Origin of the sequence: Mesorhizobium sp. B263B2A (assembly GCF_020165775.1) — a bacterium.
Lineage (GTDB): Bacteria > Pseudomonadota > Alphaproteobacteria > Rhizobiales > Rhizobiaceae > Mesorhizobium > Mesorhizobium opportunistum.
The window spans coordinates 1-14,474 of record NZ_JAIUIU010000022.1; the positions used below are offsets into that span (position 1 = coordinate 1).

18 protein-coding genes are annotated in these 14,474 nt (G+C 63.7%); 3 read left to right on the forward strand and 15 right to left on the reverse strand.

The annotated features are described in order from the left end of the window. On the reverse strand, positions 1-677 hold a 677-nt coding region (locus LB568_RS26545), incomplete at its 3' end, for a hypothetical protein (protein WP_224731677.1). Positions 678-890: 213 nt separating this feature from the next. Between LB568_RS26545 and LB568_RS26550 the strand changes: the two genes are divergently transcribed. Beyond that, entirely contained in the window at positions 891-1,619 is a 729-nt protein-coding gene (locus LB568_RS26550; protein ID WP_041164725.1) for a response regulator, read from the forward strand. Then, positions 1,616-2,857 (forward strand): ATP-binding protein, encoded by a 1,242-nt coding sequence (locus LB568_RS26555; protein ID WP_224731678.1) that lies wholly within the window; start codon positions 1,616-1,618, stop codon positions 2,855-2,857. Before LB568_RS26550 ends, LB568_RS26555 begins: the two co-directional genes overlap by 4 nt. A gap of 48 nt (positions 2,858-2,905) precedes the next feature. On the opposite strand, the gene LB568_RS26560 is transcribed toward LB568_RS26555, so the two are convergent. The 6 genes from LB568_RS26560 to LB568_RS26585 all read right to left on the reverse strand — a co-directional run bounded on the left by LB568_RS26560 (position 2,906) and on the right by LB568_RS26585 (position 8,209). Continuing rightward, entirely contained in the window at positions 2,906-3,250 is a 345-nt protein-coding gene (locus LB568_RS26560; RefSeq protein WP_224731679.1) for a hypothetical protein, read from the reverse strand. Between the two features lie 49 nt (positions 3,251-3,299). Beyond that, on the reverse strand, positions 3,300-4,424 hold the full coding sequence (locus tag LB568_RS26565; RefSeq protein ID WP_224731680.1) for a hypothetical protein: 1,125 nt from the start codon (positions 4,422-4,424) through the stop codon (positions 3,300-3,302). Between the two features lie 281 nt (positions 4,425-4,705). Then, a complete protein-coding gene (minE, locus tag LB568_RS26570) occupies positions 4,706-4,978 on the reverse strand; it encodes a cell division topological specificity factor MinE (RefSeq protein WP_224731681.1) in 273 nt (90 codons plus the stop codon). Beyond that, positions 4,975-5,790, reverse strand: coding sequence for a septum site-determining protein MinD (gene minD / locus LB568_RS26575; RefSeq protein ID WP_224731682.1), 816 nt, complete (start codon positions 5,788-5,790; stop codon positions 4,975-4,977). The genes minE and minD overlap by 4 nt, the downstream gene beginning before the upstream one ends. A 69-nt stretch (positions 5,791-5,859) precedes the next feature. Further along, on the reverse strand, positions 5,860-6,678 hold the full coding sequence (gene minC, locus LB568_RS26580; RefSeq protein WP_224731683.1) for a septum site-determining protein MinC: 819 nt from the start codon (positions 6,676-6,678) through the stop codon (positions 5,860-5,862). Positions 6,679-6,805: 127 nt separating this feature from the next. Further along, positions 6,806-8,209, reverse strand: a complete 1,404-nt coding sequence (locus tag LB568_RS26585; protein ID WP_224731684.1) for a hypothetical protein — start codon at positions 8,207-8,209, stop codon at positions 6,806-6,808. A 341-nt stretch (positions 8,210-8,550) separates the two neighbouring features. Here LB568_RS26585 and LB568_RS26590 point away from each other — a divergent pair, with 341 nt between their 5' ends. Continuing rightward, the gene (locus tag LB568_RS26590) at positions 8,551-9,510 is read left to right on the forward strand and encodes a DMT family transporter (protein WP_224731685.1); all 960 of its coding nucleotides are present in this window, start codon (positions 8,551-8,553) and stop codon (positions 9,508-9,510) included. A gap of 97 nt (positions 9,511-9,607) precedes the next feature. Here LB568_RS26590 and LB568_RS26595 read toward each other — a convergent pair whose 3' ends face one another. From LB568_RS26595 to LB568_RS26630, 8 genes are all read right to left on the reverse strand, one after another. Continuing rightward, positions 9,608-9,757, reverse strand: a complete 150-nt coding sequence (locus tag LB568_RS26595) for a hypothetical protein (RefSeq protein ID WP_023780469.1) — start codon at positions 9,755-9,757, stop codon at positions 9,608-9,610. Beyond that, a complete protein-coding gene (locus LB568_RS26600) occupies positions 9,754-10,083 on the reverse strand; it encodes a DUF2934 domain-containing protein (protein ID WP_224685370.1) in 330 nt (109 codons plus the stop codon). The genes LB568_RS26595 and LB568_RS26600 overlap by 4 nt, the downstream gene beginning before the upstream one ends. Before the next feature lie 103 nt (positions 10,084-10,186). Continuing rightward, the gene (locus LB568_RS26605; protein WP_224731686.1) at positions 10,187-10,774 is read right to left on the reverse strand and encodes a BA14K family protein; all 588 of its coding nucleotides are present in this window, start codon (positions 10,772-10,774) and stop codon (positions 10,187-10,189) included. Positions 10,775-10,955: 181 nt separating this feature from the next. Further along, positions 10,956-11,210, reverse strand: coding sequence for a DUF680 domain-containing protein (locus LB568_RS26610; protein ID WP_224731687.1), 255 nt, complete (start codon positions 11,208-11,210; stop codon positions 10,956-10,958). A 307-nt stretch (positions 11,211-11,517) separates the two neighbouring features. Beyond that, a complete protein-coding gene (locus LB568_RS26615; protein ID WP_013894374.1) occupies positions 11,518-12,042 on the reverse strand; it encodes a DoxX family protein in 525 nt (174 codons plus the stop codon). A 261-nt stretch (positions 12,043-12,303) separates the two neighbouring features. Next, positions 12,304-12,783 carry a tetratricopeptide repeat protein gene (locus LB568_RS26620; protein WP_013894373.1) on the reverse strand — a complete coding sequence of 160 codons (480 nt, stop codon included), beginning with the start codon at positions 12,781-12,783 and terminating at the stop codon, positions 12,304-12,306. A gap of 29 nt (positions 12,784-12,812) precedes the next feature. Next, a complete protein-coding gene (locus LB568_RS26625; protein WP_013894372.1) occupies positions 12,813-13,784 on the reverse strand; it encodes an MBL fold metallo-hydrolase in 972 nt (323 codons plus the stop codon). Between the two features lie 128 nt (positions 13,785-13,912). Continuing rightward, the gene (locus tag LB568_RS26630) at positions 13,913-14,128 is read right to left on the reverse strand and encodes a DUF680 domain-containing protein (protein WP_224731688.1); all 216 of its coding nucleotides are present in this window, start codon (positions 14,126-14,128) and stop codon (positions 13,913-13,915) included. Positions 14,129-14,474: the final 346 nt, after the last annotated feature.

The following is a 14,474-nucleotide window of genomic DNA, read 5'->3' on the forward strand; positions in this document are numbered from 1 at the left end:
CCGGCTGCGTCATCCGGCGGGCCGCTCCAGGGACCGGGGGGTGGCCCGTGGCGTGGCCTGTGGGGGCGTTCCGCCGAAGCGAGGATTTCGAGCTGTTCGGGGGTGAGCTTGGTGCGCAGCTCGGCGATCGCGTCCTTCAGCTTGGCGGCCGAAGCCGCGCGCGCCGTGACCTCGTCGGCCAGTCTTTCCTGGAAGGCGAAGGCATCGGCCTTGCCGCCCGGACCCGCATCGGGACCCTTGACATCTGGACCCTTGGCCTCGGGCCCGCCGGCATCAGGACCGCCAGTGGCACCGGGGCCACGATCATGCCGTGGCGGGGTCAGCACGGCTTGCAGCGCGCTGGTATAGTCGCGCCAGGCATCGAGCTGTTCGCTGCGGATGCCGACGCGGGTCTCGAGCGCGGCCAGCCGGGCGGCGAGCATGAATTCCGGCGGCGGTCCCATGCGCCGGGGGCCAAAGCCTTCCTGCGGACCCGAGCTTTGCGGACCCCAATTTTGCGGACCATGCCGCGTCGGCCCATTCTGGCCGAACCATGGCATCGGGCCATGGTCCGGTCCACCCTGCATTGCCATCGGTGGCGCATCGCCAGGCGCCGTGGCGGGATCGGGCTGCGCCGCCAGCACGGGGTGAACCGCGGCGACGGAAAACAGGCCGAGCGCAAGAAGTCTGCTTCGCATGACGATGTTCCTTTCTCTCATGCATCGGACGGCCATGAGGATAGGAAGCCTGTTTGTCCGCTTCGCGTCGGCGTGTTGCCGAAGGTTTCCGCAAAGGGGCAATTTGTTTCCGAATGTTTCCAGCGGCCCGCCGGAAACATTGCGTTGCAATTTTCCATGCCGCTTATGCGCGCTCTCCCTATAATCACGGCCATTACGGGCAAGGGCACGATGATGCAGTCACAACCCCATATCCTCGTCGTTGACGACGATCGCGAGATCAGGACGCTTCTCGGCCGCTACCTCGACGGCCAGGGCTTTCGCGTCTCGGTGGCGGCGGACCGGCGTGAGTGCGAGCAGAAGCTGGGTCTCGGCCAGTTCGACCTCATCGTCCTTGACGTCATGCTGCCTGATGGTTCGGGGCTCGACATCTGCCGTGCCTTGCGCGATCGCAAGCCGCACATTCCGGTGATCCTGCTGACGGCGCTGAAGGAGGATGTCGACCGCATCATCGGTCTCGAACTCGGCGCCGACGACTATCTCGGCAAGCCGTTCAACCCGCGCGAACTCACCGCCCGCATCCGCGCCGTGCTGCGGCGCTCGACGCCCGAGGACGCGCCCGCCCCGCCTCGCGCCCGCATCTATCGCTTCGCCAGCTACCGGCTGGAGCCGGACACCCGCAAGGTGACGGACGCGCAAGGCGCGGCTGTCGACCTCACAGGCGCCGAGTTCGACCTTTTGCAAGTGTTCCTCGACCGTCCCGGCCGGCTTTTGTCGCGCGACCAGCTGCTTGATCTCACGCAAGGCCGCGAACGCGACCCGCTCGAACGCTCGGTCGACGTGCTGATGAGCCGACTGCGCCGCAAATTCACCGACACCGGCGACGGGCCGCTGTTCAAGACGGTGCGCAATGGCGGCTACCAGCTCACCGCGCGTGTCGAGACGGTGGAGGCGCAGGCGTGAACTCGCTGCGCCGCCGCCTCATCCTGCTGCTGGTCGCCTCGATCGTCGGCGTCGTCGGCTTGGCGACGGCCGCCGTCATCAGCGTGCGCGGCGGCGGGCCGCCGCCGGAGCTGACCGTGCCCTGGGTCGCCCAACAGATGGAACTGGTGGTGCGGCTGCTGCCCGGCCCTATTCCGGATGTGCTGCGCGTGCAATTCAGCGACCGTCCGGCCGACGGCAAGGTGGACCGGCCGAAGACCGCCATGCTCAACGATTTGCTGCGCCGTCGCGGTTTCGACCTGCTGGCCATCGTCAGCGACAGGCCGGACGCACCCGGCCAGCATGCCTCGGTGCGCCTGCCCGATAGCCGCTGGGCGATCGTCGAGATTCCCCATATCGATCCGCCCGGGCGCGAGTGGCTGGTGCTGGCCGGCTGGATATCGCTGATCGTGGCCGGCGCCACCGCCGTCTCGGTCTACTTCACCTCGGTGCTCATCCGGCCGCTGGAGATGCTGGAAACAGCCGTCTCCAAGATCGGCAGCGACGGCGTGCTGGCGGCGGTGCCCGAAGTCGGTTCTGCCGAGGTCAAGGCGACGGCGCATGCGCTGAACCAGCTTTCGTCGCGGCTGCGGACCGCCATGGAAAGCCGCATGCGGCTGGTGGCCGCCGCCGGTCACGACCTGCGCACGCCGATGACGCGCATGCGGCTGCGCGCCGAATTCCTCGACGAGGAGCGTGACAAATGGCTTCACGACCTCGACGAACTCGACCGCATCGCCGACAGCGCCATCCGTCTGGTGCGCGAGGAGGTGAACCAGGACGCCGTCGAACCGCTCGACCTGGAAAAGATGGTGCGCGACATATCGGCCGAAATGGTCATGCTCGGCCATGCCGTCTCCATCGGCCACCTCGACAAGGTTTCGGTGCGCGCCGGCGCGCTCGGCCTGCGCCGGGCGCTGCGCAACCTGATCGTCAACGCCGCCACCCACGGCAAGGCCTGCAGCGTGGATCTTGCCATCGCCGGCAAGCGCGCCGTGCTGACCATTTCCGACAACGGCCCCGGCATCCCGCCCGACCTCATCAACAAGGCCTTCGAGCCCTTCTTCCGCGTCGACCCCGGCCGCCAGCAATCCGTTCCCGGCGCCGGTCTGGGCCTTGCCATCGCCAAGGAGATCATCGAGCGCTACGGGGGAACCGTAACGCTGGAGAACCGCCAAGATGGTGGGCTGGCGCAGATGGTGGTGTTTAGCGCGGTGTGAAAGGGGTGGCCGCCAAGCCAGCACCGATATCGCCAATCCGATTGTTACCTAACAATCGCACACGTCGAATTGCGCCGGGTTCACAGCCTTCGCGGCCACCATTGCCTTGACCGCCGAGACAACCTTCGCGCCGCCCCCGTCTTTCGTCGCCCCCACCGATGGGGACGAGACGAAATTTCTCGCAAACGCCACGAGCCCGGGAGGTCCCTTCATTGTGGTAAAACCCTGCTGCTTGCAGGCATCGAGAAACTCCTGTGTGCGGCCCTGTTCAACGATGGCGCGTACGTGAAGAACCACACCTTCGACGGAAAGCTTTCTAGTGTGCCGCGTGGTCGCGCCATTCTTGGGCTTGGATGAACTCGCGCCCGCCGTCGTTCTGGTCGCCTTTGCCATGGGTTCCTCCTTCGGTTGATCCATCTGTCGACGCTGTCGTGCCGTACAGTCACTCCCCGGTGATCACCTCGAGTGCCTTTGATTTCCTGTCACGGAAGTTGTTGTCGTCCACGCGCTGAAGTTCACGCACCCCTGCCTCCACCTGGCGGCTATACTCTTCCTGCTCCGCCTTGCTGCGTGCCTCCGCCACCGTCAATCCTCCCGACTGAGCCGGCAGTTGCATGATCAGCGTCAGGGTGTGGATGTCTACTCGGTCCGAGGTGGCTTGCAGTATGCTGGTCTGGACGTCGGTGCCGCTCAGCCGCTTGGCCAGCTCCAACTTTGGGTTGATGCCTGCATGGAGTGTCGTGGTGAAAACGAGCGTCTCGCTCATGGAAGGCACTGGTTTCGGATTCTGAACCGTTAGCACTTCGGCTTCGGACACTTGACCAATCAGGTTTCCCGACTGGTTGGCCGTGATGAAACTCCGGACGACCTCGATCAGATCGAGTTTACCAGCGATCGGGTAAGCGCCATTGGGCAGAGGCTCACCGCCGGCAAGCTCCGCCCGAAGCCGGTTGCACACGCGGATCGTAGGAAGATTGGTCAGCAACTCGTCGACCCGGTCCGCCTGGACAAACTCCCGCTTCGCCTGCCGTTTGCCTTCGAATGACCCTTCGATCGGAATGGTGAGCGTTCCCCGGGTAAGCACACTCAAAAGATCGACACTGCCGCCCAGATGGTCGGTCCGGGTCATATCGAATACATATTTGTAGACGATGAAGACTGGGGAGTATGTCTCCACGACCTGCTTGAGTTGCTTGTCTTCGTCATGAAGGCCCTTGTAGCCGGACGTGAGGAGGGTCTGGAATACCTGGGACTCATTCCTGGCCCTCGCTATTGCTATTCCGTCCCTGTCAAGCGAGGCACTGTTGGGTGGTATGAATCGTGCTAGGCGGTCGCGACTGAGGCCGGCCGCGACTTCCATATTGTGTTTGTCCCTGCCCTGCGACAGCGCGCCGATCAGCAGTGTGATATAGGCGTCGCGCATTTCGCATCGGATCGCCTGGGCGATGCGGGCGGTATCCAACCCTCCTGTAACCTGTTGAGTCGTCGGACGTACGGCGCAGCCAAATAAAACCTGGGCGGCGGCCAATAAAGCGGCCCCGCGAAAAATCGCGTGATACAGGCGCAAAGTCTCCCCCTCGGAGCCCAACCAGACTTATACTGGAAGCGCACAGTAAATCAAATATTCACCTCTTATGTCAATTAGAACTTTCAGAAATTGCTAATTTAGAAGCGCCGACGTCTTGCGTCGGATGATACGAGTGCGGTGTCGACGCGATTGGGGATGGGGAAATGGTGCGGCTTTCAAAAGAAATCAGAGGAAACCCGCCGTCATGGCAGGCCCCCTCTCTCCGTCCATTTCGGGGCCACCCCTACCCACTTCCGTGGGGCGAGGACATGGCGTTGGCGCTACCCCGCTATCGCCATCGGCACGGCGCTCTTGTTGGGGATCTGGATGTCGATTTCCAGCGTCGACATGGTCTCGCCGCGGTCCATGGAGATTTGCAGGTAATCCTGGTCGATCTGCACATGCTTGGCGATGACGGCCATGATCTCCTCGCGCAGGATGGAGACGAGGTCGGGCTGGTTGCGGTTGCGGCGCTCATAGGCCAGCAGCACCTGCAGCCGCTCGCGCGCCACCGGCGCACTGGAGCGCCGCTTGAAAATGTCGAGCAGGTTCATGCCGCCCTCCTTCCCAAAAGACGATCGAGAAAGCCCTTGCGTTCGAAGGGCACGATGACAGGCAGGTCCTCGCCTTCCAGCCGCCTTGCGGCGTCGAGGTAAGCCTTGGCCGCGGTGTTGAGCGGCTCCGACAGCGTGACCGGCGCGCCGAGGTTGGAGGCCCTGAGCACATCCTGGCTCTCGGGGATGATGCCGAGCAGCGGCACCGACAGGATCTCCAGCACATCGTCGATGGAGAGCATTTCGCCGCGCGCCGCGCGCGCCGCGTCATAGCGGGTGACCAGCACATGCTTGGCGATCTGCTCGCCCTGTTCGGCGCGCATGGTGCGGGCGTCGAGCAGGCCGATGATGCGGTCGGAATCGCGCACCGACGACACTTCCGGATTGGTGACGATGACCGCCTCGTCGGCAAAGCGCATGGCGAGCTGCGCGCCGCGCTCGATGCCGGCCGGGCTGTCGCAGAACACGTAGTCGAACACCGAGCGCAGCTTGTCGATGACTTCGCCGACGCCTTCCTCGGTCAGCGCATCCTTGTCGCGCGTCTGCGAGGCCGGCAGCAGGAACAGCGTCTCGACGCGCTTGTCGCGGATCAGCGCCTGCGACAGCTTGGCCGTGCCCTGGATGACATTGACGAGGTCGAACACCACGCGCCGCTCGGCGCCCATGATCAGGTCGAGATTGCGCAGGCCGACGTCGAAATCGACGAGCGCCACCTTCTTGCCGGTCTTGGCCACGGCCGCTCCAAGCGCTGCCGTCGAGGTGGTCTTGCCGACGCCCCCCTTGCCCGAAGTGACCACCACTACCTTGCCCATCAAAAAAGCCTCCGTTGTTGTCGTTTGTTATCTCGGGCCGGCTTGCCGGCCTTTGTCTCAGTCAGCGCTTTAGCTCAATGTCTCGACACGCAGGCCCTCGCCGTCGAGGAAGGCCTGCACCGGTTTGCCGCGCGACACGCCTTCCATTTCCTCGGCGGTGATGTACCAGCCGTCGACCGACAGAAGCTCGGCCTCGTTGCGGCGGCAGAAGATGCGCGCGGCGGTGTTGCCGAGCGCCCCCGCCGAAGCACGCCCGCGCAGGGTGCCATAGACATGGATCGAGCCGGCCGCCACGATCTCCGAACCGGACGCGACCGAGCCGAGCACGATGACATCGCCATGCGGATGCATGATCGCCTGGCCGGAGCGGATGGGCGCCTTGATCATCAGCGTGCCCGAATCGTAATGCCCAGCCTGCGGCTCGCTTTCATCGGTCTTGCTTGCGCCAGCCTTGCCCTTGCCAGCCGCACCTGCTTCTGTGCGCGTTTCCGGCACCTCGGCCTTGTCCGAAACCTGGACTTTGTCCGAAACCTCCGCCCTGCCCTTGCGGCCAGGCAGCAGCCCATCCGTTGTCGCCTCCTTGGCGCCGACCAAAACCGGCGGCAGATCGGCGCCGAGCGACGCGCCTTCAAGCTCGATGGCATAGATGCGGATGCCGCGCGTGCCGAGTTCAGCCACCAGCGCCGCGATATCGCTTGGGTCCGGCTTCAAAGTGTTCAAATCGAGCAGCACCGGCCGCCCGGCAAAATAGCCCGGCGAGTTGCCGATCCAGTGATCCAGCCCCTGCAGCCACTCCGAAAGCGGCATCTCCGGCGTCAGCGTGAAAGCGACGAAGGAGCGTGCCCGAAAGCGAATGGATTTGGCCTCGAGGGGAGCGGCAAAGGTCACGGCTGGCGAATCCTTACTGAGAGGTAAACGCTAGCGAGGGAATGGTTAACGAATGGTTAATGGGAGGTGAGCAACATATCTCGTCGCAACGATGTTCCCGCGGCGACACCGGTTTCCGGGCATTGCGCTACCCAGCATTAGCGCGCATCTGGCGTCGAGATGTGCGCCTCGCGCGCGGCGCAGCTTCGACGATATGTCCATTTGTGGGCAACACAGCGTCTTTGCGCGATCTCGCGTCGGTCACTCGGTGCAACCGCTCGTAGGGCAGCAATTCCTTAATGCGCGCGTCAAGAGTCACGATTTCGGCGCGCAGATCTTCGCATTCCTGCCTCTGGATATCGAGCTGTATCTGGTCTGAAGCCAGTTGCAATGAGAGCTCCGATAGGTTGGTGCTGACCGCCGACAGGTTTTTCTTGTCGCCTTCGCTCTCAATTTTGAGAGCGACAAGCCTTTCCTCCGCGATCCGGCGCTCGGTCGCGAAATCGTTAGCCTGGGTTCTGAGCAGGGTGATCTCGGCGGAGGTTTCGCTGCTGTCGCTGGATGCCTTCTCCAGCCTCGATCGCAACTCCTCTATCTCGGAACGCAGCCCGCGCATCTCCGCGTGGGCGCGCGCCCGTTCGGCAGCGCTGTCGCTTTCCACGATGCGGGCCGCCTCGGTTGCCTCGGCAAGCTGGGCATGCGTGGTCTCCAGTGACTTCTGCAGCCGGGCTCCTTCCTTCTCGTGCCTGCCGAGTTGGCCCAACAGCTCGGCTATGTGCGCGGTTTCGTTGGCGTGAGTTGCCGCGAACTCGTCCAGTTTATGCCGAGCCTCGGTCTCCCGCTTTTGCGCCTGCTCGAGCTCGACCGAAAGGCCGACCTGCTTTTCGCGCAGCAGCTTGTTCTCGCTTGCACGTCTGTCGACCTCGACGGTTTTGACGGTCAGAGCCTTGACGATCTCGCCGAACTGCGTTTCGCGCCTTGCACTCTCATTGCCCATTTCCACGAGCTCGAGCCGTGCCTTCGCAAGCGCTGTACGCAGCGACTCGCGGTCCTGGACTATGCCGGCCTCGCGCTGTTGCCAGACCTCGGCTGCACGGTCGAGTTCGCGCAGCTTGCGGGCGGTGTCGAGCAATTGTTCCGACAAGGTCTTGTGTTCCGTCGTCAAAGCGACATTGGCCAGTTCCAACTCATTGGCCCTTAGGGTGTCGCGATACAGGACGTTCAGAACCTCGCGCGTCATGCGATGCGCGGTGGCTATCTCGGCCAATCTGGTTTCGATCTCTTCCAAGTGGCCTTGCCCGTCCCGGAAAAGGCCGGCGACGGCCTCCAGGGCAGCAAGCCGGGTCTGTGTGTGCGGTGTCAACCTCACGGACGGCGCGTCGCTTTCGCCTTCAGCAGGGCCAGTGTCCTCGTTTGCCGGCACTTCCGCATCTTCGGAACCCTGCCCATTGGTCGAAAGGCAGTCCTCGATTGCTTCCGCCAGATCCGATTGGAATTCCTGAAATTCCTTGTCTACGTTCTCGGCCCGCTTGATTAGAGATTTGAAACTCACCACGACACACCCTTTATGCTCGACAACACACCTTACCCTAGCTTCCGGGAACGCTTAACGAATTGCTAATATACAGCATTACCTGCCATTCCGGAAGGGCTCGAGGCTGCCATAGCCGATCCTGCCGGCCGAATGGACGAGATCATCCAGAAGTATGACGAGGCGCAGCGCCGGTTCGAGGAGCTCGACGGATACGAGCGGCGACAGCCACGATGCTGTTCTCGTCAGGCGACGGGACAGCTACCTTTAACGGCCGAAATGAGGCGCAAAGCCGCCATTGTACTCAGCGGAGATGGCCATTAGGAGTAGTACGGCCGAGGTCATCGAAGGGGAGGCATGACATGCAGGCAATGCCGATAGCGCATCAAGCCGCGCAACCCGTGCTCGGCCCCATATCCTCCATGACCGGCTATCCGGCCGCAGTCCTGTGCTGGCTGCTTTCGGCTGGCGTCTATATCGCGGCCAAATGGGTGGCGCCTGAAATGCCGCCCTGGGGCCTCTGCTTCTGGCGGCTGACGCTTGCTTGCGCCATCCTGCTGCCGATCGTGCACCGTCATCACGACGCGATGATCGGCCTTTTGCGAACGCGCGCCGTGGAGGTCGTCGCCGTGGGGGCGATCGGCCTGACGCTGTGCCAGGGCATGATCTACCATGGCCTCAGCCACACCGACGCCACCACGGCCGGCATCATCATGGCGCTGTCGCCCGTCATGACGATGGTGCTCGCCCGTTTCGTGCTTGGCGAGCCGCTCGGGCTGTGGAAGTCGCTTGGCGCGCTGGTTGCGCTTGCCGGGATGATTTTCATCGTTGCCCACGGCAACCTGACGGCGCTGCTGCAACTCAAGGTCAACGCCGGCGAGTTGTGGATCGTCGGCAGCGCGTTCTGCTGGGGCCTCTACACCGTGCTTTTGCGCCGTGCCAAATTCGGCATCGAACTCCTGCCGATGGTCGTGCTGCTGCTCGGCGCCGGTGCGCTGGTCGCCTTGCCTTTCCATGTGTGGGAATTGTTCAACGACGAACGCTCCGCCATGGATGTCGACAGCCTTCTCGCGCTCGCCTATCTGGCGGGTCCCGGCGGCGCCTTGATGTACTATCTCTACAACAAAAGCGTGGAAACGCTCGGCGCGAGCCGGGCGAGCATGCTGCTCTACCTGCAGACGGTGTTCGTCGCCATGCTCGCCTATCTGCTGCTCGGCGAGGGCTTGCACGATTACGATCTGGTCGGTGCTGCCTTCATCGTCGCCGGCATCGTACTCGCCACCGTGGTCAAATCCAGGCCAGCTCAACCCCGCTTGGCGTAAAAATCCTGACGGGATCAGGCGCAAAGCCGCCTTTGTATTCAGCGGAAGTAACCAGTCTCAGTGGTGCGTCACCGTCGTGACAGTCAGAGGCACCCCCTCAATGCCGCTTGAAATACTGCACCTCGCGCTCGTGCTTCTCCGCGGCCTCGCGCGTTTCGAACGTGCCCAGGTTCCGCCGCTTGCCCGTCTTCTCATCCTTCTTGCGCGAATAAAGCCGGTATTTTCCGCCCTTGAGTTTCCTGATCATTTCGCCTGGCCCTCCTGAGGCGTGCGCCGCCTTTTGAGACTGCGTGCGGCTTGTTCAAGGGCGGCGCGGTCGGTGCCCAGGCGGTCGATCAGTTCCTGCGCCTCGTCGCCCGATATGCCGGTGCGCACCGCCAGTTCCTCCACCGTCAGCACGTCGGCGCTGGCGATCTCGCGCGGCAACGCGTCACCGGCCGTCAACGGCAGTGCCGCCTCGCGGTCGATCTCGGCTTCGGCCCGGTGCCAGTGATCCTCGGGATCGCCGCCGCCTTCACGCTGCCAGATCTGGTATGCGCGCTGCTGGATCTTCTCGTGCCGGTCATCGTCCATGGTCGTTCCTCCTCTGGGCATTGAGGCCGATCCGAACGATCCCAGAAATCGCGCGGTCGCAGTCGCTCCCGGCGGCCTTCGTCGTGTGCCAGCCCGCTGCCGGCTACTCGCATTGGCGTCTCGGCCCGCCGGAATAGGGCTGGTAGCTGTTGTCTTCCGGCCGATAGGAGCGGTAGCGGCTGAAGCAGGAGGCAACATGGTCGTCGTCGCCGGCGGCCGCGTAAGCGCCCAGCCCCGGGCCCTCGGCATAGCTGGCCTCGGCGGCGGGCGGCGCGGTGCGGTCGGCGGCGAGATAGGGCGAGACGCAGGTGCGCTGCTGCCCGCTATAGGACATGTAGCTGTTGTCGTCGGGATTGTAGGAGCGGTAACGGTTGGCGCACCAGGCGAGATGCGGCGGCGGCAGTTCGGCCGGCGCGATAGCGCCGGTGACGGTGGGATCTGGCTGCTGCTTGGTTGGTTCCCTGGCAACGATGTCGGCAGGCGCGGGCTGCTCGGCCGGCACGCGTTCGAGGTTCTGTGCCGCCTTGTTCACCGGCCGCGCCTTCTTGGTCCACAGCTCCGCCACGCTGACGGTGGGCCTTGCTTCGCGCGCGGGTTTGGCGGCGAGCAGCCAGGCTGCGAAAACCAACCCGCTGCCGAACACCGCAAGGGTCAGCACGAAGCCGCAGACCAGTCCCAAAAATGCTTTCATGCCACGCTCCTTGCGCCCCTGCTAATAGAATGCGGGACGTCAAGGCTTGTTCCAGAAAAGCACGCGCGGCGGGCGCATCGCTGATCGGTCCGCTGGAGCAGGAATGGAGCGGGCCATTCAGACGGAGAAATGATCCAGGCGGCGACCGCCGCCTGGATGCCGGCCATGGCGGCCGGTTTTGTTATCGGTTGCCCCAGATGCCCTGGCCATAGCCCGGTGCGGGCATGCTGGAGTTCGCACTTCCCTCAACCGCGCTGCCGGTGATGCCCTTGGTGCCGCTCATGTCGGACGCACCGCCGGGCATCATCGAATGGGTCGTCGTGGTCGGATAGCTGCCGGCGGCCGGGACATAGTCCGTGCCGAAGTGGTCGCTGCCGGCAAAAGCCGTGCCGGAGGCAAACAGAACCGCGGCAATGGTAAAAACGATCTTCTTCATTTCAATTCTCCATCTTTCTAAAGTTGATGACAGGACCTCAACGCGCCGCCCGCACCGCGTTCCCGAGGCTGTCTCTACATTTTCATCAGGCGAAACCGGCCAGCCGCTATCCCCACGGGGTCCGCGGCGGCAGGTTGCTCAGCGCATGATCGTCTTGGGTTCGTCGTGCGCTGTTGGCCGCTTTATAGGGCCGTGGTGTGTGCGCAAGCGTGGTAGCCGGCGTGGTAGGAACCGCCGCAACAGTGGAATTTTGCGTGGAATGCAGCAGACAAGTGCTGCGCCTGGGCCGCGAGGGTTCGGGCGCCCCTCAAATCGGCAGCTTCACCTCGCCCACCCACATGTGGTTCTCCACCGCCAGCAGCGCCGCCGCCATCTCCTTGTCGCGCTGTCGCTTGTGCAAATAGAGCGCCACCAGCCGGTCCAGCGAGAACCTGCCGGCACCGACGGCGGCCAGCACGAACATGCCGCCGGATATGGCCAGGTCCTTTTCGAAATGCAGTAGCTCGTTCTGGCTGGCGAAGTTGGTGTGGAACAGCATGGCCGTCGCCAGGCAGAACAGGCCGAGCCCGATGGCGCCCAACCGCGTCAGCAGGCCGGATGCGATCGAGAGCCCTGCCCCCAGTTGCAGCGCGATGGTGGCGACGAACAGCGGCAGGCCGACGCCCAATGCCGCCATCGCCTTTGCGGCGGCATCGAAATGGGTGGCGAGCGTTGCGCCCTCATGCAGGAAGATGAGGGACAGAAGCAGGCGGCCGGCAAGCAGGGTCACATCCCCAGCGTGGTATTTCGTGGCGAGAGCGTGTAACCGGGCGATACGTTCGGTCAATGTCATGGTCGGTCTCCGATATTTTGGTACAGGCAGGCGCCCGCTCTGCAAGGGCGCTTGCCAGCGTGCGATGTTCGAAAGGGCCGGAGCCGGCTCGAGGGAGAGGCGCCGGCTCCGGCAACGGGCGTCAGCCACGAGCGCCCAAACTGCCCCCGAGGGGAGATGTGGGAAGCGTCAACGTTGGCCCCTCCTCTCCCTCGGGGAGAGGTCGGATTGCCCCGAATTGCTCTTGGCAATTCGGTCTTGGCAATCCGGGTGAGGGGGAACTTACTGCGTCACCTTGGTGTCGATGGCTTTCTGCAGGTCGGAAAGCTCCTCGCAGCCGGCGGGGCACAGTTTCTGCAGCGACGCCAGTTGCTCCTGGGCCTTGGCCATGTCGCCGGTCTCGACATAGAGCTCGCCCAGATATTCGCGGGCGGCCTTGTGGTCGGGCTTCAGCTCCAGCGCCTTGTTGTAGTAGGTCAGCGCGGTGGTGAAGTCGCCGGTCTTGCGCAGCGTGAAGCCGAGCAGGTTGTAGACATCGGCCTGCTGGTTGTCCTGCGCGAGATCGCGCAAATCGGCCAGCGCGCCCTTGTAGTCCTTGGCGGCGATCTTGGCCTGCACGGCGGTGAGATCGGGCGCATCGGTGCCCTCGATGTCATCGACGGCATAGGCCGGCATGATCGTGGCAACGGGAACCACGGTCAGCACGGCAATGGCGCCGAGCAGGCCGTACAGGGCATGTCTGCCCAAGAAGGATTGTTTCATTGTCTTTCTCGCTTGTCGGGTTGCCGTGATTAAATCTGCACGGGCGTGAAAGCGTAAGCGCTGCCGTCCTTCACGAAAACGCCGGTGCCGGGGAATGGGAAATGCGACCCGGAAATGCGGATGTTGTCCGCGATCACCCGGTCGACGATCTTGTGGCGCGTGGCGATCGCGGTCGGCCCGTCCTGGTCGTAGGCGCCCTGCCACTCCGGATGCGGCGCCAGAAGGGCCGGCACATACATGGTGTCGGCCGAGATCATCAGCTGCTCCCCACCGGAATTGGCGAGGTAGACCGAGTGGCCGGGCGTGTGGCCGGGTGCGGCGATGATCTGGATGCCGGGCGCGACTTCGGCGCCGTCCTCGACCAGCTTCCAGTTCTTCCATTTCGAAAAATTCTCGGCGATGCGCTTGCCCGCCGGCTTGCGGCCCTCGGGCAGCTTGGCCAGCCGGCTGGGGTCGGTCCACCAATTGTATTCGGTGGCGTTGACGATCAGCTCGGCATTGGGGAACACCGGCGTGTTGGTGCCCTTCTCCATCAGGCCCCAGACATGATCGGGGTGGAAATGCGAGATCATGATGGTGTCGATGGCCTTGTAGTCGATGCCGGCGGCGGCCATGTTGGCCGGCAAATGCGTGGCGTTGGCCTGCCACTGGCCGACACCCGAGCCGGCATCCATCATGATCAGCCGACCGCCCATCTTGAGCACGACGACGGTGAGCGGGATGGGCATGAACTCGGTGGGCAGCCCGGCTTTGGCAAGAGCCGCCTTGGTGTCGTCGACCGATACATCCTTGATGAAGGCCGGGTCGTGCGGCTTGCGCCAGATGCCGTCATAGACGGCTGTGACCTCGATATCGCCGACCTTGTATTTGTAGAAGCCTACGGTCGGCTCAACCGGTGTTTGCGCGAAAGCCGGGCGTATGAATTCCAGCTTTCCGGCAAGGCCGAAAGCGGCGGCGGCGGCGGCTGATTGAAGCACTGTGCGACGTGTCATGCTGAACATGGTGGTCTCTCCTTTGGGTTGCGTGGCGGAAGGCAAAAATCGGAAGAAATGACGGAGGGCCAAGCCCCTGGCCCTCCGTCCTGATGCGGTGAGGCGCGCCGTCGGGATCCGGCGCGACGCTCATGAACTCAGCGGCCCCAGATGCCCTGGCCGGGTTCTTCCGCATCGGATTTCATCGACGCCTGCGTGTCGTGCCGAACTATGTCCGCCTCGCGAGTGGAGGCAGTGTAGGTGTTGTCGGTGGTTGCGGTGGCCTGGGTGCTCGTGCCGAAATGGTCGCTGCCGGCAAAGGCAGAACTCGAGGCAAGCAACATCGCAGCCACGCTGAGAGCGAGCTTGGTCATTTCCGATAAATCCTTGTTCCGTTTCTTCAGGTCGCGGGCCGCTGGATTGGCCCCGCTGAAATGAAGACCCGGAAGGGCGGCGCTTTATTCCCGGGCCTCGCAAGATTCTTTGGGAGGAAGGAATCCGGGGCAAAAAAGAGCACCGAGACACAATCCAGAAACAATATTCAACAGTTCGGAAAAACTGGCGAAAAGATCGGATGGCATAAGCGTGTCCCAGCGACCGGGAATCGGCCGCACAGCGCATCGGATTGGGCACGGGCAATGCAACGCGGTTCGAACGGATGGATGTCGCTCGCCGCCAGCGGTGCGTCTGCCTCCGCCCCGCGCCCTGCGCGCCGGTCAT

Excerpts from the sequence above, each read along its gene's own strand:
- LB568_RS26550 (WP_041164725.1), top strand. The coding sequence starts at position 891 with ATGCAGTCACAACCCCATATCCTCGTCGTTGACGACGATCGCGAGATC.
- LB568_RS26560 (WP_224731679.1), bottom strand. The coding sequence starts at position 3,250 with ATGGCAAAGGCGACCAGAACGACGGCGGGCGCGAGTTCATCCAAGCCC.
- minE (WP_224731681.1), bottom strand. The coding sequence starts at position 4,978 with ATGAACCTGCTCGACATTTTCAAGCGGCGCTCCAGTGCGCCGGTGGCG.
- minD (WP_224731682.1), bottom strand. The coding sequence starts at position 5,790 with ATGGGCAAGGTAGTGGTGGTCACTTCGGGCAAGGGGGGCGTCGGCAAG.
- LB568_RS26590 (WP_224731685.1), top strand. The coding sequence starts at position 8,551 with ATGCAGGCAATGCCGATAGCGCATCAAGCCGCGCAACCCGTGCTCGGC.
- LB568_RS26595 (WP_023780469.1), bottom strand. The coding sequence starts at position 9,757 with ATGATCAGGAAACTCAAGGGCGGAAAATACCGGCTTTATTCGCGCAAG.
- LB568_RS26600 (WP_224685370.1), bottom strand. The coding sequence starts at position 10,083 with ATGGACGATGACCGGCACGAGAAGATCCAGCAGCGCGCATACCAGATC.
- LB568_RS26605 (WP_224731686.1), bottom strand. The coding sequence starts at position 10,774 with ATGAAAGCATTTTTGGGACTGGTCTGCGGCTTCGTGCTGACCCTTGCG.
- LB568_RS26610 (WP_224731687.1), bottom strand. The coding sequence starts at position 11,210 with ATGAAGAAGATCGTTTTTACCATTGCCGCGGTTCTGTTTGCCTCCGGC.
- LB568_RS26615 (WP_013894374.1), bottom strand. The coding sequence starts at position 12,042 with ATGACATTGACCGAACGTATCGCCCGGTTACACGCTCTCGCCACGAAA.
- LB568_RS26620 (WP_013894373.1), bottom strand. The coding sequence starts at position 12,783 with ATGAAACAATCCTTCTTGGGCAGACATGCCCTGTACGGCCTGCTCGGC.
- LB568_RS26625 (WP_013894372.1), bottom strand. The coding sequence starts at position 13,784 with ATGTTCAGCATGACACGTCGCACAGTGCTTCAATCAGCCGCCGCCGCC.
- LB568_RS26630 (WP_224731688.1), bottom strand. The coding sequence starts at position 14,128 with ATGACCAAGCTCGCTCTCAGCGTGGCTGCGATGTTGCTTGCCTCGAGT.